This window comes from Saccharopolyspora sp. NPDC003752 (genome assembly GCF_053605825.1).
In genome coordinates this window covers 185,887-205,835 of sequence record NZ_JBSGJZ010000014.1, presented here as the reverse complement: position 1 = coordinate 205,835, position 19,949 = coordinate 185,887, and the positions used below count along the sequence as shown (strand labels likewise).

Genomic DNA, 19,949 nt, shown 5'->3' with positions numbered 1-19,949 from the left:
GATACTCACCGCCGCGTTTGCTGCCACTTCGCGGTCTTGTTGAGGGCGCCGCTGACGTAGAGCACGTCGCCCATGCGCAAGTCGTCGTCCTTGAGGGGCGGAAGGTCATTGGCGGCGAACAGGTCTCGGATGCTGATTCCGTTCAGCGCCCAGCCGCGGTCGGTCAGGTACGGAGCCGCTTCGTTGCGCTCACCGAAATATCGCAGCCTCGCGTGGTCGAGATCGAAACCGTGCGCACGCCAGCGTTCGGAGATGCGGTGCAGGCCTTCCTTCGCCTTGTCCTCCTCGCCCGGTTGCGGATTGGGCCTGCTTTCGGTGGCCACCCGGCTTCCCGGCGCGCTGAGTTCGGTGATGGTGTCCAGCAGGCGGTCCTGCGCCTCGGGCGGCAGGTAGCCCAGCAGGCCTTCGGCGCTCCACGCGGTCGGCCGGGCCGGGTCGAATCCGGCGGTGCGCAGTGCGGTGGGCCAATCGTCGCGCAGATCGACCGCGGCCACTCTCCGGTCGGCGGTAGGCGCAGCGCCCAACTCGGCCAGTGTGCGGGTCTTGAATTCGATGACCTGCGGCTGGTCGACCTCATACACCACGGTCCCGGTTGGCCAGGGCAGTCGGTACGCGCGGGAATCCAGCCCCGAGGCCAGGATCACGACCTGCGTGATGCCCGCGTTCGTCGCATCGAGGAAGAACTCGTCGTAGAACTTGGTACGTACCACGGCTCCGTCGATCCATACCTGCTCTACCAAGTCGTTGGGGGCCACTTCGCCGGTCGCCAGCCGGGTGAGGAGGTCTACGCCGACCGCCCGGACGAGCGGTTCGGCGAACGGGTCGTCGATGAGCGGACGATCCGCGCGGTTCGCTATCGCCCGGGCCGCCGCGGCCATGGTGGCGGTCGCGCCGACGCTGGATGCCAGGTCCCAAGTGTCTCCGTCGTGCCTGTTGGAAGTCATGTTCTGCCCTAACTTTCTTTGGACTTGGGTCAGCGGGGTCAGTGGGCCATTGCCCCTGTCGCCCGTATTCCGGCGGTGCCCCTTATAGCGTGTAGACCAGTGTGAGAACCTCCTGCTGAACCTCCTTCGCATGGCCCGAGATGCCCGTGAGCCGCCCGGTTCCGGAACCCGGAACGATGGCCCCGTAGCTGCTCTGCTTGGTTCCCTCGGCCAGACCGCTGTGTTGGATGACGAAGGTGCCCTGACGCACTCCGTGATCGCCAGTTCGCCCCGGGCCGCAACGCGAGCCGGGGCGAGCTTCGGCTGCCTGCGGGTCGACAGCGCGTCCCGCGCCTGGCCCTCGACACGTCCGGGCCGGGCCACCCGCGGGTGACCCGGCCCGGACCTTTGTGGACACTTGTCGGCCGGGCCGCTCGCCAGCGGCTCGGACCGAAGCGATTTCCGGCTGTCGCGAAGCCGTTTCGATCGCCACGCCGATGATCAGGTCCCCGGGACCGAGGAGGCTCATCTCCCGCGCAGTTCGAGTGCGACCGCGCCGAGCACCAAGGCGCCCCCGACGAACGCACCGGCCCAGAGCGACTCGCCGAACACGGTCGCGCCGATCGCGGCGCCGACGAGCGGCGTGATGTAGGCGTAGGTACTGACCAGCGGCGCCGGTGCGCTCTCCAACAGGCGCGTGTAGAGCATGAAACCGACGAGCGAGTCGAAGACGAGCAGAAACACCACCGCCCCAGCCGAGGCCCAGCTGACGCCCGACCACCGGGCCGGGGCGAATTCACCGAGCGACAACGCAACCAGCAGCAACACGGTCCCACCGGCGAGCAACTGAACCGCGCTGGCGACCACTCGGTCAACCGTCCCGGCGACGTTCGCCATCAACAGGCTCCCCGCAGCCCACAGGATCGGCGCAACGCAGAAAGCCGCGACCGCCCACGGCGCCCCGCCGATCGCACTACCCGGCGCCGTCAGAACCACGACCACGATGCCACCGAAACCCGCCACGAGGCGCACCCGCGACGCGACCGACACGCGGGTTCCGATCAACCCGCTCAGGAGCACCACCCACAGCGGGATCGCCGCGGCGAGGATCGCCCCGAGACTGGCGGTCACCGCGGTCAGCGCGACCGTGGCGAGCCCTTGCCCGCCCACCAGCAGCAGCACGCCGGCGACCGCCAGGTGCCGCACTTGCACCCGCGTAGGCCGAGGACGCCCACGCGCGACGACAGCTAGCACGAGCCCGCCGAGCAAGAAGATCAGCGCCGCCCCACCGAGCGGCGGCACGCTGTCGACCATCAGCTTCATCGCCGGAATCGCCGAGCCCCAGCACGCGTAGAGCGCGAGCAGCAGGAACACAGTGCGATCAGGAGGCGCCACGCCGGTCCGCCCACCACCCCGGCGCTGCACGATTCTGCCGATGATCAACGCGTAGCTCCTCACGATCTGCCAGTCCACATCATCCGTCGGTTCGGACGCCCACATCGCTTCATCGACCGAACAGGTGATCACGGTCCCTTCGGCACTCGGCAGGCGCTCCGGCCGACACGCGCTCGTCCGCGTGCCGGATCCTTTTCCATCCTGGCACCAAGATCCCGTCGATGATCACAACACGTGAAGCCCCCGGCGTACTGGGTGATCTTGATCGACAACCCTTCCACCAGGGGCTTCACCTATGCCCGGCGCCGGCCGACCCGAGATCACCTGGCCGAGCCAAGGAACATCACATCATTTCCAGTACCAGCAGGGAGTACTTCACAGTCGATTCTTCGTACGATTCCCTGATGCGCATCCCCGCCGTTTCCAGCAATTCATCGAGCTCGTCGATCGTGAACTTGTGCGACGTGTCGACGGTCACGACCTCGCCCGCCTTGATAACCCCGCGCAGATTCAAGTCGGCAAGGCGGAATTCGACGTCGACCCTTGGCCAGATCCGCGCTTCCATGCGGCGGGCATCCGTGTTGTAAACCAATCTGCTATCGAACACGGACGGGTCGAAGTCGCCATCAAATGCGCGGTTCAGGGATGTCAACCTATTGGTCAAGAAATTATGCCACAGATCGACCCCAGGCGGGTCGTTGTACGCTTCCTCTAGCACCGAGCGGGGTTTGTCGAAATCGACACCGACCACCAGGAGATCACCGCGGCGTCCCGCGGACCTTATATCCGCCAGCAGTTCGCGTCGCTTCTGTTCGCTCATGTTCCCCAGCGAGCTGCCCATGAACAGGAAGAGTCGCGATGCTTCCGGCCGCCGCCCGACAACGCTCAGACTGCTGTGGTAGTCACCGGCGATGGGCCAAATATCGAGGGTTTCGATGGAATCAGAAAGCCGATCAGACGTCCGTTTCAGCATTTCTTCCGACACATCGATCGGCACATACCTCAGCGGCGCTTGCGACTTGACGGCCATTCGATTCAACAACAGTTCGGATTTCGTGGCCGTACCGCAGCCCAATTCGACTACTTCGTCCACCTCCGCAAGATCACAAATAGCATCGGCATTGCGCTTCAGCAGTGCCCATTCAGCGTGATACGGGTAGTAGGTTTCCAAGTCGCAGATCTGCGCGTACAGATCCGATCCCCGTTCGTCGTACCCGTATACGGTCGGGATCACGCGCGGAGCTTCCGAAAGACCCGCCATCAGGTCCCGGGTCTCGCTCGTCGCATCATCCACTCGCACATCGACCAGATCATTGACTGCACCCATCAAGGCCATCCAATACGTAGATTCTCACCAGGACGAACACGGCATCGTTGATCTCGCTATTCAGAACCACATCCTCGTCGGTCGAGGATCGCCAGCACGTGCTCCAGAAGCCCCGCGGCCTGTTCCTGCGGATCACCGTCGCCGGGCCGCAGGACGACGTCGGCGGACTCCGGTGGCTCGTACGGGTCGTCGACACCGGTGAAGCCGCGGATGCCACCGTCCCTGGCCTTCGCGTACAGGCCCTTCGGATCACGGGACTCGCACACCGGCAGCGGGGTGTCGACGAAGACCTCGACGAACGGGATTCCGGCGCTGTCGTGCGCTTGCCGGACGCGGTCCCGGTCACGTCGGTACGGACTGATCAGAGCGGCGACCGAGACGACACCGGCGTCGGCGAACAGCTGGGAGACCGCGCCCACTCGCCGGACGTTCTCGCTGCGGTCGTCGGCGCCGAAGCCGAGATCGGCGTTGAGGCCGTGCCGGAGGTTGTCCCCGTCGAGCAGGTACGCCGGTCGGCCCGACGCCACCAGGAGTCGCTCGAGCTCCGCGCCGACGCTGGACTTGCCCGAACCGGAAAGCCCGGTCAGCCACACCGTCATCCCCCTGCTTCCGCGTTCGGCGCGACCGAGCGACGTGTCGTGCCAGACCACCGAGGACTGCCGCCGGACGGCGTCGGTGATCATGCCGGCCGCGATGGTGTTGTTGGTGGCGTCGTCGATCAGGATGAAGCTGCCGGTCTCGCGGTTGCGCCGGTACGGGTCGAACATCAACGGCTGCTGGGTCCGCAGCCGGACCCGGCCGATGTCGTTGAGCGCCAGCGAATCCGCAGCGGTGTCGCGGTGGAGGGTGTTGACGTCGAGCCGGTAGGTCAGGTCCCGCACGACCGCCTTGGTGGCGCGCGTCGTGTGGTGCAGCGTGTAGCGGGAGTGCGGGCTCAGCACCGACTCGTCGGTCAGCCAGCACACCATCGCGTCGAACTCGTGCCCGACGTGGGGCCGGTTGCCCGGACGGCAGATCATGTCGCCCCGGCTCACGTCGACCTGGTCGGCCAGCCGCAGGCTGACCGCCTGCGGGGCGAACGCCTCGGCGAGCGGTTCGCCGCCGGGCCCGAAGATCTCCCGCACGGTGGTGCCGAGGCCGGAGGGAAGCACTACCACCTCGTCCCCCGACCGCAGGACGCCACCGGTCAGCGTGCCCGCGTAGCCGCGCTCCTCGCCGGTCACCTGCTGCGGGCGAACGACGTACTGCACCGGGAACCGGGTGTCGATCAGGTTGCGGTCGGAGGCCACGTGGACCTCTTCGAGGTGGTGCAACAGGGACGTCCCCTCGTACCAGGGCATGCTGCCGCCCCGGTCGACGACGTTGTCGCCGTGCAGGGCCGACATCGGCACGAACGTCAGGTCGGGAACGTCCAGCTTCGCCGCGACACGTTCGAACTCAGCCCTGATCTCGGCGAACCGCTGCTGCGAGAAGTCGACCAGATCCATCTTGTTCACGCACACGACGAAGTGCGGGATCGCCAGCAGGCTGGCCAGGAACGCGTGCCGCCTGGCCTGCTCCACGACGCCCGTGGACGCGTCGATGAGAATCAGCGCGAGATCGGCGGTGGAAGCCCCGGTCACCATGTTTCGGGTGTACTGGACGTGACCGGGGGTGTCGGCGATGATGAACTTCCGCCGCGGCGTGGCGAAGTACCGGTAGGCGACGTCGATCGTGATGCCCTGCTCGCGCTCGGCGCGCAGGCCGTCGGTCACCATCGCGAGGTTGGGCCGGCCGTCGCCGGAGTCGCGGCCGGCCGCCTCCAGCGCCGCGTACTGGTCGGTGAACAGCGCCTTGGAGTCGTACAGCAACCGCCCGATGAGGGTGGACTTGCCGTCGTCGACGCTGCCCGCGGTGGCGATGCGCACGAGCTCGGTCATCAGAAGTACCCCTCCCTCTTCCGGTCCTCCATGCCTGACTCCGAGATCCGGTCGTCGGCGCGGGTCGCACCTCGTTCGGAGACCCGGGTCGCGGCGACCTCGGCGACGACCGCGCCAGGGGTGTCCGCTGTGGACTCCACGCATCCCGTGCACGTGGCGTCCCCGACGGTGCGGAACCGCACCCGGGCGGTGAACGGTTCCTCGCCGTCGAGCAGGTGGAGGAACCTGGTGCGGGCCAACAGCATTCCGTCTCGCTCGACGACCTCGCGGTCGTGGGCGTAGTACAGCGGCGGCAGCTCGATGCCCTCGTCCCTGATGTAGGTCCAGATGTCGAGCTCGGTCCAGTTCGACAGCGGGAACACCCGGATGTGCTCGCCCTTGTGGTGGCGCCCGTTGTAGAGGTTCCACAGCTCCGGCCGCTGGTTGCGCGGATCCCACTGCCCGAACTCGTCGCGGAAGCTGAACACCCGTTCCTTCGCCCTGGCCTTCTCCTCGTCGCGCCGCGCACCGCCGAACACCGCGCCCAGATCGTGCTCGGCGATGCCCCTGAGCAGCGCGACGGTCTGCAGCCGGTTCCGGCTCGCGCGCGGACCGGTCTCCTCCGCCACCCGCCCCGCGTCGATGTCGTCCTGGACGTGGCTGACCAGCAGTCGCACGCCGAGCCGGTCGACCGTGCGGTCCCGGAACTCGATGACCTCGTCGAAGTTGTGACCGGTGTCGACGTGCATCACCGGGAACGGCAGGGGCCCCGGCCAGAACGCCTTGGCCGCCAGGTGCAGCATCACCACCGAGTCCTTGCCGCCGGAGAACAGCAGCGCCGGACGGGCGCAGGTGGCCGCCACCTCCCGGAAGACGTGGACCACCTCCGCCTCCAGCATCCGCAGATGCGACATCGCGTAGGTCCCGATCATCGTCAGACCTGCCCTTTCCAAGCCGAAGCGGGCTCTCACGTCCTGGCCAGCAGGGCGCCACCGTTGACGTGGACGACCTGACCGGTGATGAATCCCGCGTCGGGCGCCGCCAGGGTGCAGACCACGGCCGCGACCTCCGCGGGTGAACCGCCGCGGTTCATCGGGGACAACCGGGACCGGCCCGCGTGGAACTCCGGCGACATCCGGTCTCCGTAGAATTCGGTGCCGGTCACGTAACCCGGCGCCACCACGTTGACCGTCACGTCGTCCGGCGCCAGCTTCGCGGCCAACTCCGCCGACCACGGGTGCAGCGCCGCCTTCGCCCCGCCGTAGGTCGCCGGGCCGCGCACCGCCGCCACGGAGCCGACCGTGACGATCCGCCCCTTCGGCCGCCGGATCGACGGCAGGAGCGCCTGGGTGAGCAGGACCGCGGGAAGCACGTTGCCGCGCACGTTGGCCAGCCACGCGTCCCGCATCCCGTCGAGATCGTCGACCCGGCTCGGATCGGCGTTGCCGCCCGCGTTGTTGACCAGGACGTCGACCTGCCTGCCGGTACCGACGATCTCGGCGGCGGCCCGGCGCACGTCGCCGGGTTCGCTCAGGTCCGCCACGACGCTGCGCACCGCGCGGTCACCGATCGCCTCCACCGCCATCGCGAGGCGATCGGCCCGCCTGCCGATGATGACGACCTCGTCCCCGTCGTCGGCCAGGCGCTTCGCCACCGCCAACCCGATTCCGGTCGCCCCGCCGGAGACCACCGCCAACCTGCTCATCCCGGGTATCCCCTTCCACCGCTTCAGAAGTTCTGCCGAGCGCTGTCGGTGCCGAGCCGCTTGCGGGCCTCGGCGACCATCTGCGACGTCAATTCGGGCGACTCGCCGAGGTAGTGGGTGGCCTCGAAGATCCGGTCCTGCTCGTGCGCGCTGAACCGCTCGGTGATCGCGGCATCGTCGGCTGCGAGCTTGCGGACGGGGACTCCCAGGTCGCGAGCGCGCTGGGTCAGCTCGTAGACGAACTCGTGCGCGTCCTGCTTGCCGATGTGCTCGCCCAGGGCGAACATCAGACGTTCCGACATCACCTGGCCGTTGACGGTCTCGACGTTCGCGGCGAGCCGGTCGGAGTGCACGATGAGCCCGCCGACGATCTCGCGGAGGATCTCGGCCGCCGCCAAGGCGTAGTGCGAGACGTCCGGAACGCACGCCCACTCCAGCCGCAGCGATCTGGCGTCGCGCTCGTGGTCGCCGACCATCCCGGTCAGCGCGAGCCCGGCCTGCGCGGCGGCGAGCCGGGCCATCACCACGACCTGCTCGCAGCGTTCGGGATTCCGCTTGTGCGGCATGGTGCTGCTGCCGACCTTGCCCGCGATCCACGCCTCCTCGACCTCGCCGAACTCCGGCCGCGACAGGGTGCGGATCTCGTCGGCGATGCGAGCCAGCGTGCCGGTGATCATCGCCAGCCCGCTGACGAACTCGACGACCCGGTCGCGCGCCACGTGCCAGCCGATCGCCGGAACCGACAGCCCGAGGCGCTCGGCGAAGCGCCGGAGGGTTTCCCGCCCCCGGCCGTCGAAGCTCGCCATCGTTCCCGCCCCGCCGAACAACTGCGCCACCAGCACCCGCTCGCGCATCTGCTCGACGCGGTCGCGGTGGCGCAGCAGTTCGTCGATCCAGCTCGCGGCCTTCAGGCCGAAGGCCATCGGGAGCGCGGGCTGGGCATGCGTGCGGCCGAGCGCGACGGTCCGGGAGTGCTGCTCGGCGACGTCGATCAGGCAGGCGGTGATCTCGTCCAGGAGCGGCAGCAGCACGTCCAGGACGTCCCGCGCCTCCAGCGACTGGCCGGTGTCCTGGATGTCCTGCGTGGTGGCGCCGTAGTGGATGAACTGCCCGGCCGGATCTCCGCACGCCGCTTCGAAAACGCGAAGCAGCCCGACCAGCGAATGCCCGGCCCGCAAGGTCTCCTCCCGCACTCGGTCCAGGTCCACCACTCCGACCCGCGCCGACCGGGCGATCTGGTCGGCGATGTCCTGCGGAATCACGCCGAGGTCGGCCTGGGCCAGCGCCAGCGCTGCCTCGATGTCCAGCCAGCGCTGCTTCCGGCAGGTGTCGCAGAAGATGCGGCGGCTGTCGTCGGTCGCATAGCGGTTTCCGTAGAACCGCGAGTCGGTGATGTGCCCGCGTTCGTGCCGGCAGTCCTCCACCGCGTGCTGCCCATCGTCCTGCATCGTGCGCCTCCTCTGTCGTCGGAGCGGTTCAGGAACTCGTTGCCGTCAGGTAGGGGCAGCTCCCGTACGGCGTGGAATCGGCGGCCACGACGCTCTCGGCCGCACGGCGCAGCGCCGCTTGGCGGGGGCTCGCACCCGTCCGCCCGGCCTCGTCGGTGATGTCGTCGACCAGGTCGCGCATCAGGCACGCGAGATTGCCCAGGACCTGCTCGGGCGTGGGAGGTCGTCGGGGCCCGAACAGCGCCTCCATCGACGCCGACCCACCGATTCCGCCGACGAAGTCGGGAATCGTCACGACACCCCGGTCGTTGAGCGCCGCCTCGGCCTGCTCGCTGAGCCCGCAGTTGGCGCCGACCACCACGGCACCGACCTGCACGGCCGCCGCCTGGTCGACGCTGAGCGCGTCCGCGCCACCCGCGAGCACCAGCACGTCGGCCGGGACCTTGAAGAGCTCGCCGCGCGGAACCCGCTGTCCGCCGACCCCCATGTCCGGCACCGGAGTCCGCAGTGGATGGTCGACCATCGCGGCGATGTCGAGACCACCGGCCGAGGTGATGGTGCCGTGCTCGTCACCGGCGGCGACCAGCCGCACGCCCTCCTCGAACCACGCGCAGGCCGCGGCGCGGCCGAGGTTCCCGAAGCCCTGCATCGCAACCCGGATCGGTTCGCCCACGCCGATGGTGTGCGCCGCGCCGATGGCCGCGTGCCCGAGCGCGTGCCCCGCGCGGCGTTCGGCCACCGAGAACGAGCCGACCCGGGTTTCCAGCACGGCCATCCGCGCGTGGAAATCCTCATCGGACAGCAGCTGCGCGTTCCGGATCGCGTACTTGATCGACGGCAGGCCGATCCCTGCGGCGTGGCGGTTCAGCTCCTGCCACCCGGTTCCCATGTCCGCGCCCATGCTGTAGCGCGAGCGCAGCTCTTCGCCCAGGAAGGCGAAGAACCGGGACAGGACCTCGGCCTTGTGCTCCGAAGCGGGGTCGAGGTCGAGCCCGCACTTGGCGCCCGCGACGTTGATGCCGAGCACGCGCTGCTTGAGCGTCATCCGGCCGGCCAGCGTCCGGAGCTGGTCGGCGTCCACCCCCGGCTGCACCCGGCACCCGCCGGCCGCGAGGGGTTGTTCCGTCCCGTCGTAGACGAGGAATCCGGGCACTCCGCGCACCGGGTCCTGGAACTCGATCACATGACTCATCTCCGGCCACTCCGATCTCATTGGTCGCCATCGACGTGGGATTCCAGTGCTCCGGCGATGTCGCGCGGGGTGATGACGGCCGCCGGCAGGCCGTCCCGGAGCACGAGTGCCGCACCTGCCCCGGCCACCGCGTCCGCGACCTCCGCGACCGGCTGCCACCAGCCGACGGTCGGAAGCTCGACGCGGGCGTGCTCGGCGACGGCGTCGGTGAACCGCAGTTCTCCGGACGCGGCGCGCCTCACCAGCTCCGCCTCGGTCACGAATCCCTTGATCTCGGGCAGCCGCACGGGCGGCGGCGCCGCGCTCACCGGCAGGTGGCCCAGTCCCCGCTCCCGCATGATCTTCAGCGCGCCGGAAACGGTCTCGTCCGGTGGCAGGAAGGTGATCCCGTCGGGCAGCGACACGTCGCACACCTTCGGTCCGGGCTCCACCGAGGACTCGAAGCCGAACCGGGCGAGCCAGTCGTCGCTGAACATCTTGGACAGGTATCCGCGACCCGAATCCGGGATGAGCACCACGATCACCGCGTCGGGCTCCGCCGTCTCCGCGATTCGCAGCGCCGCCGCGACGGCCATCCCGCCGGAACCACCGGTCAGGATCCCCTCTTCCCGGGCCAGCCGGCGGGTCAACTCGACCGACTCGCGGTCGGAGACCATGACGATCTCGTCGGGGACCCCGGGGTCGTAGGAGCCGGGCAGGCTCGGCTGGCCCACTCCCTCGACGTAGTAGGGGCGGGCCTGCCCACCGGAGTAGACCGAACCTTCCGGGTCCGCGCCCACGACCCGGACGCGACCGCCGGACACCTCCTTGAGGTAGCGCCCGGTTCCCGAAATCGTGCCGCCCGTCCCGACTCCCGCCACGAAGTGCGTAACGCGGTGATCGGTCTGCGACCAGATCTCGGGCCCCGTCGCCAGGTAGTGCGCGGCGGGGTTGTTCTCGTTGTCGTACTGGTCGAGCCGGCAGGCGCCGGGGATCTCCGCCGCCAGCCGGATCGCGACGTTCCGGTAGAAGTCGGGGTGATCCACGGGTGCCGCCGCCGGGCAGACGACCACCTCGGCGCCGTAGGCCCGCAGCACCGCGATCTTGTCGGGCGACACCTTGTCCGGGCAGGTGAACACGCAGCGGTAACCGCGTTGCTGCGCCACCAAGGCCAGTCCGACACCGGTGTTGCCCGACGTCGGCTCCACGAGGGTGCCACCGGGCGCCAGCAGCCCGGAGCGCTCGGCCCCGGTCACCATCGACAGCGCGATGCGGTCCTTCGCCGAACCGCCCGGGTTGAACTGCTCCAGCTTGGCCAGGACCATCGGCCCCGCGCTGCCGGTGACCTTCGTGAGGCGCACCAGCGGGGTGTCGCCGATCAGATCGACGACCGACTCGTGAAACTGCACCACGTCTCCCTAGGACAGCGTTCGGTACGGCGTGATGTGGTGGAGGCTCGTCCTGATCTCCACGACCGCCGGGCCGTGGTGGTCGAGCGCCTTGCGCAGGCAGGGCCGCACCTGGGCCGGGGTGACCGCGGTCAGGCCCAGCGCGCCGAACGACTCGGCCATCCGGGCGAAGTCCGGGTTGGCCAGGTCGGTGGCGACCGTCCGGCCCGGGTAGTCCTTCTCCTGGTGCAGGCGAATCGTTCCGTAGCTGTTGTTGTTGGACACCACGAAGACGACCGGCGCACCGAGATCGCAGGCGGTGGCCAGTTCCCCGCCGTTCATCAGGAAACCGCCGTCACCAACCACCGCGACCGTGGGCGCACCGCCGGATCGCAGCGCGGCGCTGACGCCCGCGCCGACGGAGAAGCCCATCGCGCTGGAGCTGATCCCCAGCAAGCGTCCGCCTTCCGCGAACCGGAGGTAGCGGTAGGTCCAGCTGGTGAACGTGCCCGAGTCGACCACCACCGTCACCACGCCGCCGGTGAGTTCGTCGAGCGCCGCCACCACTTCGCCGAAGACCACACCGTCTGCCGCCTCGACCGGCTCCCACACCGCTTTGTCCGCCTCGATCCGGTGCAGCGCCGAGATCCACTCGGATCGGCGGCCCGACGGGTCGCTGCTCGGCCCCGTTCCCAGTTGGGCGAGGAAACCGACGGGGTCCGCCGCGACACCCACGGAGGTGTCGACGTAGCGCCCGATGCGCGCAGCGTCCGGATAGACGTGCACCAATGGCTGGCCGGGTTCCGGGGCCCGGGGGAACCGCTTTCCCCTGGTCGTCGCATGATCGAGCCGGGTTCCCACCGCGAGCAGCAGATCCGCCGTCGCGAACTCGGCCAACTGGCTCGGCTGCGTGGCGTTGTGCAGGTGCCCCGCATAGCACGGGTGCCGGTTGTCGAGCAGGTGCTGGTTCTTGTTGCTGGCGATCACCGGGAGGTTGTGGCGCTCGGCCACCTCGCGCAGCAGCCGCCTGCCCACCGGGGTGTCCACCATGGACCCGGCCAGCAACACCGGCCGCTCCGCCTGCCCCAGCAGACGCCTGACCTCCGCGAGGTCCGCGCTCGCCAGTTCGGTCCGCGCCAGGGGCGTCCGCTGGGCCGGGACGCCCGCGGCGTCGGGTTCGTCGAGCAGGTTCTCCGGCAGGGTGAGCACCACCGGCCCGGGCGTGCCGGACTCGGCGATGCGGAACGCACGCCGCATGAACTCGCCGATCGCGCGCGGATCGTGCAGCGTCCACACCCCCTTGGCGACCTCGCCGAAGTGCCGCCCGCAGTCGATGTGCTGGAACGCCTCGCGATCGATGCTGTGCGTAGGCACGCCGCCCACCAACACGACCAGCGGGGTCGCGTCCTCTGCCGCCGCATGCACCGCGATCGCCGCGTTCGTCGCACCGGGGCCTCGGCTGACCAGGCAGACTCCCGCCCGCCCGGTCAGCTTCGCGTCCGCCAGCGCGGCGAAGCCCGCCGAACCCTCGTGCCGGCACGTCACCACGTCGATCCCGCTGACGTCGTGCAGCGCGTCGAGCACGGGCAGGTAACTCTCCCCCGCCACGCAGAACACCCGGTCGACGTCGTGCCCGAGCAGGCTCGCCACCAACGTGTCGGCGGCCCGCTGCGGCGGCGCGGCACCGGTTCCGGTCGTTGCCATCGGCAGCGTCACGACGCGGGCGGCGGGAAGTACTCGGCGGTCGCGCTGGGCCGCGGATGGATGATCGCGCTGTCGTCGAAGCTCTGCTCGAACTTCTGGTACTGCAGCAGCACGAGTTCGGGCGCCGCGTGGTGCCAGTGCGCGGGGCCGCGTTCGAACCGGATCGGGCCGCGCCAGGTGTCGAACTCCATCGCCTCCAGCGCGTCCAGCACGTCCTCCCGGCTGTCCGAGCGCGCCGCCCTGCTCGCGGCGGCGACGATCGTGACATCGGTGAAGTGCGTCAGCGCCGTGTCCGGCGGGAAGTCGCCGTAGCGCTCGGCGTAGCGGTCGATGAACCACCGGCCGATGTCGGTCATGCCCTCCCACGACGGGCGGTAGCGCATCGCGGGCCACATCGCGCCGAGCCCCGCCGGACCGGACAGGCGCCAGAAGTCCGCGGAGCGCAACGGATATCCGAAGGGCACCATCATCGGGGTCGAGGGCAGGATGCCCAGCTCGGCCGCCTGGTTGATGATCAGGTAGTTCGTCCGGATCACACCGCCGTTGATGAACAGGTCCGGACCGAACTCGCGGATCTTGCGCAGCTCCTCGGTCAGGTCGGTGGTGTCGTCCTGCGGGAAGTCGAAGCGCAGGAACTCCATGCCGTGCCGGCTCGTGCCGTACTGCTCCAGCTCGTCCCCGGTCTGGCGGCCGAAGGCGGTGTCCGCGCAAACCATGCCGATCCGCCGCATGCCCTGCGCGGCGGCGAAGTCCAGCATGACCGGAACCCGGTCGGCGATGCTGAAGTACGAGCGGAACACGTTGCGGCGTTTCTGCGCGGTGATCGCGCTGAAACCGTTCTCCACGAAGATCGGCACGTCGTAGCGGGTGGCCACGTCGACCACCCACGGGGTGGTGCGCAGATGCCACTGCCCCATCGCCGCGATCACATCGTCGACCAGCGCGAGCTTGGCCATCTGCCCCGCCGCCGACCGGTACATGCCCTCTTCGCGCGCGGTGGCCTGGTCGTCGTAGAGGACGAGTTCGATCTGCCTGCCGTCGCGCGCGCCGCCCTGCTCCCGGACGTACTCGGCGCCGAGGCAGGCGCCGCGCACGACGAGTTCACCGGCCGTCGGGTCCCCCGGCTCGTTGAGCGGGGTGATCAGCCCGATGCGGATCGGGTTCTCACCGGCGAGTTCGTTCACCGCGCGGACGTTCTCGCGCGCCCGCTGCTCGTGGGTCTGGTCTGGCCGTGCCATGTCAGGTCCTCTCGTCCTTCACTTGTCACTCGGGAGGCCGAACTCGTTGCTGTAGCCGGAAAACCGGTCGTCGAGGGCCTTTTCGTCGAGGCCGAACTGCTCCGGTTCGTAGTGGTGCCCTCCGCCGCCGGATCCGGCACCGAGGTACGAGGTGATGCGCTGCTCCGCCTCGGCGGTGAGCGGGACACCGACGTAGTCGCAGACCTGTGCCACCACGCCGATCGGGTCCGCGACGAGGTCGTCGTACCGGAGGTCCAGCGGCGGCGTCGCGAACGGCGCCTGCCCGCTGCGCATCCCGTCCAGCGCCGTGGACACGCGTCGCAGCCAGTACCGGCCGATCTCGTGGTCGTCGACCGCGTCCGAACTCGCGCCGCGAACGACGGAGGTCAGGCTGCACACACTGGCCACCGCCACGGCCGGCGAGCGATGCATGCGGATGAGCTTGGCGTGCGGGTACACCTCGGCGAGGTCGTCGAGGTGCCACAGGTGCGTCGGGCTCTTCAGCACCACGGGATCGCCGGAGTCGCGGGCGAGCACGCACTTCAGCTGGGTGCGGTGGAAATCGTAGGAGTCCACCATGGACTGGCGGCTGAGCCACTCCGCATAGCTCGGAACGTGGTACCGCAGGGCGAAGATGGAGTCGCGGAAGGTGTTGGCGGTCAGCCGATGGCACTCCTCCGGCATCGTCGCGTCGAGCGGATGGATGGATCTGAACCTGGGGGCCAGCCGGTAGTACTCGTCGATGTAGGAGCGGCATTCCGCGACGAGTTCCGAACGGGGGTTCACGCGACCGGGAGCCATCAGTTCCCACAGCGCCGGAGAACGCAGATCCGGATGGTGCGCCAGCAGGTTCTGCAGGAAGGTCGTACCGGTGCGCAGAAGCCCGGTGATGACGACCGGCTGGAACTCGATCGCATCGATCTCGGGCCGCTCGGTGATCCGCCGCCGGACGTGCACCTGCTCGACGAGCGCCTTGACCAGCGAGCCCCTTGCCCGGACCCGGCCGCGCGGCGTCAGCTGCGCTTCCGCCTCGACCGCGCGGCACAGCTCGGTCAGCGCCTCGGGGTCGTGCGCGAGTTCCCCGGGATCACCGCCGGTGGCGCGGAGTGCGTCGTCGACGAGCGCGGGCGGGTCGAACGTGACGTCCTGAGCTGATCCGGGCACCTGTCATCGATCCTTCCTCATCACCGAGACCGAGATACTGGCGGATGCGCCGACACGAAAACTTGATTCCCCGTGGAACAAACATAGATCTCGAGACCGGCGAAGTCATCGGCTCACGGACGTATTCGCTTCAACCCCGGTTGAAATGTCCGGGGAGAACTCAACCGGGGTTGAGGCCGTCTAGCGCATCGTTGAGATGCCTATCCCGGCACTCGCCGCGGGAACTTCCACAGGACGCGAAAGATTCCCGGGAGGCGGTTCGCGGAAATCGCGCCAGCGCTCCAGGAACACGGGCGCGACGAAGGTGAGCAACCCCAGGCCGATCGACTACGAGGTCCACAGTGGCCGGTGCCGCCCGATCCGGGACGCCTCGGCGTCGTCGTGCAGCCGCCCCGCCGGGGAATCAGGCCAGGTCCGGATCTTCCGTGATCAATCCCGCCCGCATGGCGAGGATGACGGCCTGGGCGCGATCGTCCAGACCCAGTTTGTCCAACAGCCGGGAGACGTGCGACTTCACCGTGGAGTCGCTGATCGACAACAGCACGGCGATCGCCGACGGCGTCTTGCCCCGCGCCAGCAGTCCGAGCACTTCCCGCTCCCTGCGAGTCAGTCCGGTGAGCTTCGCCGCCGCATCGGGGTCGACGACCGGGACCTTGCGCACCAGCTCGGTCGCCACGCACTCGATCGCAGACGGGGTGCAGAAGGACCGCCCTCCGGCCACGACGCGGACGGTCTGGACGAGCATCGGCAGTCCGTCCGCCCTGACCGCCAGACCGCGGATGCCGCGGCGCAGCGCCGCCAGCACGTCGTCGGCGGACCACCCGTCGACCAGCGCGACCACCGAGACCGACCTACCGCAGGCCGAGCTGACCGCCGCCAGGTCGAGCACCGGATCCGCGACTTCGGCTACCACGACGTCGGGCTTCAGGCGCTGGTCGAGGCGCCACAGCGATTTCTCCGGCGCGGCCAGGTGGCCGACCACGTTCAGATCAGGTTCCCCGTCAATGGCCATCCGGAGACCCGCTCTGGACAATTCGTCCATACCCCATAATGCGATTTTCCTGACCGCAGCAGCGGCTCTCGAAGAATTTCCCTGTTCGAGCAGCACAGGTTCCCTTCTCCCCAGTCGCAGCACACTCGCAAACCGGCAAGAACCGTTCCACATTGCGGACATCCGCAACAATGCCCCGATCAGAGCAACCGTTTCCTTCGCCCACCCTCCGCCACGGCCGGCGCACTCGCACTCCGAACGCTATCGAGTGGCGAATGGCGCGACTCCCCGCACCCCGCGCCCGACCGGGGGTCGATACCTGAGGATTGGATCTCCGCTGGTGACGACACCACTGATCGGCTCGGCGGCCTGACGACCAGAGGGCGTGGCGACATGCCGCAGTGGCCGGCCACCCATTCTGCGGAGACCGCCCGGCCGTCTTCTTCGCGCGGCGATCGCAGATCGACGAATACCACCCGAAAAGCCTAAGTGCATAACACAAAAAGCATCCGCGCGCCACGGCGAATCATGGTTGCCACATTTCACAATTAATCCACAGCGGACCTGAAAGGCTTCGTCGGCGAGACCAAGTGAAATCGTTACCTCGATTGTCGTGATTCACCCCATAGGCCGGTTCCGCAAACCGGACTGCTAGATTCACGAGTACGGGTCTGCGTTCAGACACGAGGTTCCCCCCTCCCGCGCGCCTGATCGCTCATGCGCCACGCCGGCTTTCCCGGTCGCGCCGAGCCCGGTGCCGCCGGGACTCCCGCCTCCCGGAAGGACCTCATGACCACGCCTTCAGCAGTTCCACCGGAAACCGCCCTGCTCGCCACCATCTCCCTGGTCCTGCTGACCGGCATCATCGTCATCACGCTCGTGACGAAGCTCGGCCAGCCGCCGGTCGTCGGCGAGATCCTCGCCGGGATCGCGCTCGGCCCCAGCGTTCTGGGAATGCTGCCCGGAAATCCGGTCGAAGTGCTGTTCCCCCCGGACATCCGCCCGTACCTGCACGCCATCTCCCAGATCGGCCTGATGCTGTTCATGTTCGTCACCGGCTGGGAGCTCGACCTCGGCGTCCTGCGCCGCCGAGCGCGCACGATCGCGTTCACCTCGATCTCCTCGATGCTGGTCCCGTTCGGGCTGGGCATCGGCGCGGCACTGCTGCTGTACCCAGCGCATTCCGATGTGGACGGACAACCGGTCGACCGGACGGCCTTCCTGCTCTACATGGGAACGGCGCTGGCCGTCACGGCGTTGCCCGTGCTGGCAAGGCTCCTGTCCGACAAGGCCATGCACACCAGCCCCCTGGGCACGCTGGCGCTGGCCTGCGCCGCGGCCGCCGACGTGCTCGCCTGGTCCCTGCTGGCCGTGGTGGTGATCATCGTCCAGTCGTCGGGCCCCGGCTCGCTGGTCGTCGCGCTCGCCGGCACGGCCCTCTTCGTGCTGGCCTGCGTTTTCATCCTCCGGCCGATGCTCGCGGCACTCGTGCGCCGCGCGGCCGGGGGAACGTCGTCGCTGCCGCTGTTCATCATCGTCAGCGCGGGCGTGCTGCTCTGCAGCTACACGACGTCGCTGCTCGGCGTCCACGCGATCTTCGGCGCGTTCGTGTTCGGCCTCGTCATGCCGCGAACCCCGGCCGACCTGCTGCGCCGCTCGGTGGAGGTCCCGGCCCGGAACACCAGCACCCTGCTGCTGCCGATCTTCTTCATCGTCACCGGACTGTCGGTGGACATCACGGCGCTCGGCGCCACCGGCCCGGCCGACGCCCTGCTCATCTTCGCCACCGCCTGCGCCGGAAAGCTGGTCGGCGCCGTGGTCCCCGCCCGGCTGACCGGCATGAGTTGGCGCGACAGCGCGGGCCTCGGTGTGCTGATGAACACCCGAGGTCTCACCGAACTCGTCATCCTGGACATCGGCCGCCAACTGCACATCATCGACGGCCCCCTGTTCACCCTCATGACGCTCATGGCGCTGAGCACAACCGCGATGACGGCCCCATTCCTCACCCTCCTGCGGCTGACACCGCAGCAGACCGAGACGTTCACGCCCGTGCACACCGCCCCGAGGGCGTGACCTTCGCCAGCGGTCACCGGGCGCCCTGCCCACACAGCCCTCACATTGCCCGAATGCACTCCCCCGTCGACGGATCAGTCGTCGCAGGACCGCACGGTGACGGCGGATACGATCGAATTCGGCGGTTCTGTAACGATTGCCGGAATTCTGTAGGCGGGGTCCTGCGACGTTCTTACTGTTCATTCGTGACGTTGCCACCTATTCAAGGGCAAGGCGGACAGCCCCAGGACGGGCCTCCCGAGCCAGAGCCATCCGGCCAGGGCGGGCAGTCGCCGCAACCGCAGACCGGCTTCCCGCACGCGCCGCACGGGAATCCGTTCGCGGCTCCACCGGTGCCCGCGCAAGAATTGACCGAGCCGCGTCGGCCGCGAACGATCGAGATGGCGTTCTGGATCGCGATGGTCGTACCGCTGCTGGTCAGCGCGCTGGACACCGTCTTCGTCCGCCTGACGAACGATGTGGTCACCGCGGGTCTCAACGCCGCCTTGGAGCAGTACGGCGTAGAACCGGTACCAGCCCAGGACACGGACTGGATCTACACCGCAGTCATGTACGCTGTTCTGGTCGCGCTGTGGATCGCATTCGGATTCCAGTTGCGGGCGGGCCGGAACTGGGCCCGGGTGACACTCATCGTGCTCGCTGCGGTCTGGCTGTGCTTCGAACTGTTGGGCAGCCTCCTGGCACCCGTCGCGTACATGGCACTCGGAATGCCGTGGGATCTCGGACTTCCCCTGGGGATGGTCGTCTTGGGCTGGCTCGTCCGCGCACTGGCTCTGACCGGCACCATCACGTTCATCGTCCTCGTCTGCCGCAAGCCCTCGAAGCAGTACTTCCAGGAGACCCGCTACTTCCAGATGGCCCAGTGGCGCGCCCAGGCGGCCCCCTCGCGGTGACGTCGATCAGCCGGCTCGGCAACCGACAACTCACGCTGGGGGTCGCTCAGGGACAGCCTCTGCGGGCGCGCGTTCCGCCCGGCCGCATCATTCCGGCACCGCGGGCCCTGGAGCGACGTTCGCCCCTTCCGGGATCGGGAAGTTCACCCCCGTCAAAGGCGTGACGTGCGAACTCTGGATCTTCCACTTCCCGTCTTCGACCAGGTATCGGTCGCGATATTCCAACGACGCCTGCTCGACGACACCGTCGGCGAGGTTGACCCTCATGAACCAGAAGGTCCAGCTGCCGACCGCGGTGTTCGCGTCGATCAGTTCGATGTCCGGGTGCATCCCGTGGTGGATGTCGTTGTAGAGCCAGCGGTCGCCGTCGCGGCGCAAGGCCAGCCCGCTGTACAGCTCGACGAGCTTCTCGCGATCGTCGAAGCCGCCGAGGCCGGGGCCGTAGTCGATGTCGGCACCCTCGCGCACGAAGCACTCCCGGAAGGCATCGGGATCCTTGCTGTCGCATGCTCGCCAGTACCGGTACTTCAGGCGTTCGATCTCCTGAATCGCCTCCAGGCGCGCGACCCTGCGAGCGAGATCGCGCACATCCACGTCGCCGTCATCGAACACTTCTGCCTCCTCGTCC

At 68.7% G+C, this 19,949-nt stretch carries 17 protein-coding genes; 2 read left to right on the top strand and 15 right to left on the bottom strand.

Annotated elements, in window-relative coordinates; all coding sequences use genetic code 11:
* Positions 1–5: 5 nt before the first annotated feature.
* The 14 genes from ACWEV3_RS20470 to ACWEV3_RS20405 form a co-directional block, all read right to left on the bottom strand.
* Complete coding sequence (locus tag ACWEV3_RS20470) at positions 6–944, bottom strand: class I SAM-dependent methyltransferase (RefSeq protein WP_452615413.1); 939 nt, start codon at positions 942–944, stop codon at positions 6–8.
* Positions 945–1,026: 82 nt separating this feature from the next.
* Positions 1,027–1,452: a DUF3224 domain-containing protein gene (locus ACWEV3_RS20465; protein ID WP_452615412.1), complete on the bottom strand. Its 426-nt coding sequence runs from the start codon at positions 1,450–1,452 to the stop codon at positions 1,027–1,029.
* Positions 1,449–2,297 carry an EamA family transporter gene (locus ACWEV3_RS20460; RefSeq protein ID WP_452615411.1) on the bottom strand — a complete coding sequence of 283 codons (849 nt, stop codon included), beginning with the start codon at positions 2,295–2,297 and terminating at the stop codon, positions 1,449–1,451. Before ACWEV3_RS20460 ends, ACWEV3_RS20465 begins: the two co-directional genes overlap by 4 nt.
* A 364-nt stretch (positions 2,298–2,661) precedes the next feature.
* Positions 2,662–3,645: an L-histidine N(alpha)-methyltransferase gene (locus ACWEV3_RS20455; RefSeq protein ID WP_452615410.1), complete on the bottom strand. Its 984-nt coding sequence runs from the start codon at positions 3,643–3,645 to the stop codon at positions 2,662–2,664.
* 56 nt (positions 3,646–3,701) lie between these two features.
* The gene (gene cysC, locus ACWEV3_RS20450; RefSeq protein ID WP_452615409.1) at positions 3,702–5,564 is read right to left on the bottom strand and encodes an adenylyl-sulfate kinase; all 1,863 of its coding nucleotides are present in this window, start codon (positions 5,562–5,564) and stop codon (positions 3,702–3,704) included.
* The gene (gene cysD, locus ACWEV3_RS20445) at positions 5,564–6,475 is read right to left on the bottom strand and encodes a sulfate adenylyltransferase subunit CysD (RefSeq protein WP_452615408.1); all 912 of its coding nucleotides are present in this window, start codon (positions 6,473–6,475) and stop codon (positions 5,564–5,566) included. Before cysD ends, cysC begins: the two co-directional genes overlap by 1 nt.
* A 35-nt stretch (positions 6,476–6,510) precedes the next feature.
* Positions 6,511–7,248 carry an SDR family NAD(P)-dependent oxidoreductase gene (locus ACWEV3_RS20440; protein ID WP_452615407.1) on the bottom strand — a complete coding sequence of 246 codons (738 nt, stop codon included), beginning with the start codon at positions 7,246–7,248 and terminating at the stop codon, positions 6,511–6,513.
* A gap of 23 nt (positions 7,249–7,271) precedes the next feature.
* A complete protein-coding gene (locus ACWEV3_RS20435) occupies positions 7,272–8,696 on the bottom strand; it encodes a class-II fumarase/aspartase family protein (protein ID WP_452615406.1) in 1,425 nt (474 codons plus the stop codon).
* A 28-nt stretch (positions 8,697–8,724) separates the two neighbouring features.
* Positions 8,725–9,888: a Glu/Leu/Phe/Val dehydrogenase dimerization domain-containing protein gene (locus ACWEV3_RS20430; RefSeq protein ID WP_452615405.1), complete on the bottom strand. Its 1,164-nt coding sequence runs from the start codon at positions 9,886–9,888 to the stop codon at positions 8,725–8,727.
* A gap of 17 nt (positions 9,889–9,905) precedes the next feature.
* Positions 9,906–11,276: a pyridoxal-phosphate dependent enzyme gene (locus ACWEV3_RS20425; protein ID WP_452615404.1), complete on the bottom strand. Its 1,371-nt coding sequence runs from the start codon at positions 11,274–11,276 to the stop codon at positions 9,906–9,908.
* A gap of 9 nt (positions 11,277–11,285) precedes the next feature.
* Positions 11,286–12,959, bottom strand: coding sequence for a thiamine pyrophosphate-dependent enzyme (locus ACWEV3_RS20420; protein ID WP_452615403.1), 1,674 nt, complete (start codon positions 12,957–12,959; stop codon positions 11,286–11,288).
* Positions 12,960–12,967: 8 nt separating this feature from the next.
* A complete protein-coding gene (locus ACWEV3_RS20415; protein ID WP_452615402.1) occupies positions 12,968–14,197 on the bottom strand; it encodes an ABC transporter substrate-binding protein in 1,230 nt (409 codons plus the stop codon).
* Between the two features lie 18 nt (positions 14,198–14,215).
* Entirely contained in the window at positions 14,216–15,361 is a 1,146-nt protein-coding gene (locus tag ACWEV3_RS20410) for a sulfotransferase family protein (RefSeq protein WP_452615401.1), read from the bottom strand.
* Between the two features lie 403 nt (positions 15,362–15,764).
* Complete coding sequence (locus tag ACWEV3_RS20405; protein ID WP_452615400.1) at positions 15,765–16,373, bottom strand: helix-turn-helix domain-containing protein; 609 nt, start codon at positions 16,371–16,373, stop codon at positions 15,765–15,767.
* A 768-nt stretch (positions 16,374–17,141) separates the two neighbouring features.
* Between ACWEV3_RS20405 and ACWEV3_RS20400 the strand changes: the two genes are divergently transcribed.
* Both ACWEV3_RS20400 and ACWEV3_RS20395 read left to right on the top strand, forming a co-directional pair.
* A complete protein-coding gene (locus ACWEV3_RS20400; RefSeq protein WP_452615399.1) occupies positions 17,142–18,428 on the top strand; it encodes a cation:proton antiporter domain-containing protein in 1,287 nt (428 codons plus the stop codon).
* 380 nt (positions 18,429–18,808) lie between these two features.
* Complete coding sequence (locus ACWEV3_RS20395) at positions 18,809–19,321, top strand: hypothetical protein (protein WP_452615398.1); 513 nt, start codon at positions 18,809–18,811, stop codon at positions 19,319–19,321.
* 87 nt (positions 19,322–19,408) lie between these two features.
* Here ACWEV3_RS20395 and ACWEV3_RS20390 read toward each other — a convergent pair whose 3' ends face one another.
* Positions 19,409–19,933 carry a nuclear transport factor 2 family protein gene (locus ACWEV3_RS20390; RefSeq protein WP_452615397.1) on the bottom strand — a complete coding sequence of 175 codons (525 nt, stop codon included), beginning with the start codon at positions 19,931–19,933 and terminating at the stop codon, positions 19,409–19,411.
* Between the last annotated feature and the right edge of the window lie 16 nt (positions 19,934–19,949).

Bases quoted from the DNA above. Each gene is read 5' to 3' on its own strand.
- ACWEV3_RS20440 (WP_452615407.1), bottom strand. From the start codon at position 7,248: ATGAGCAGGTTGGCGGTGGTCTCCGGCGGGGCGACCGGAATCGGGTTG.
- ACWEV3_RS20465 (WP_452615412.1), bottom strand. From the start codon at position 1,452: ATGAGCCTCCTCGGTCCCGGGGACCTGATCATCGGCGTGGCGATCGAA.
- ACWEV3_RS20420 (WP_452615403.1), bottom strand. From the start codon at position 12,959: ATGGCAACGACCGGAACCGGTGCCGCGCCGCCGCAGCGGGCCGCCGAC.
- ACWEV3_RS20395 (WP_452615398.1), top strand. From the start codon at position 18,809: ATGGCGTTCTGGATCGCGATGGTCGTACCGCTGCTGGTCAGCGCGCTG.
- ACWEV3_RS20435 (WP_452615406.1), bottom strand. From the start codon at position 8,696: ATGCAGGACGATGGGCAGCACGCGGTGGAGGACTGCCGGCACGAACGC.
- ACWEV3_RS20455 (WP_452615410.1), bottom strand. From the start codon at position 3,645: ATGGGTGCAGTCAATGATCTGGTCGATGTGCGAGTGGATGATGCGACG.
- ACWEV3_RS20430 (WP_452615405.1), bottom strand. From the start codon at position 9,888: ATGAGTCATGTGATCGAGTTCCAGGACCCGGTGCGCGGAGTGCCCGGA.
- cysC (WP_452615409.1), bottom strand. From the start codon at position 5,564: ATGACCGAGCTCGTGCGCATCGCCACCGCGGGCAGCGTCGACGACGGC.
- ACWEV3_RS20400 (WP_452615399.1), top strand. From the start codon at position 17,142: ATGACCACGCCTTCAGCAGTTCCACCGGAAACCGCCCTGCTCGCCACC.
- ACWEV3_RS20415 (WP_452615402.1), bottom strand. From the start codon at position 14,197: ATGGCACGGCCAGACCAGACCCACGAGCAGCGGGCGCGCGAGAACGTC.
- ACWEV3_RS20470 (WP_452615413.1), bottom strand. From the start codon at position 944: ATGACTTCCAACAGGCACGACGGAGACACTTGGGACCTGGCATCCAGC.
- ACWEV3_RS20405 (WP_452615400.1), bottom strand. From the start codon at position 16,373: ATGGCCATTGACGGGGAACCTGATCTGAACGTGGTCGGCCACCTGGCC.
- cysD (WP_452615408.1), bottom strand. From the start codon at position 6,475: ATGATCGGGACCTACGCGATGTCGCATCTGCGGATGCTGGAGGCGGAG.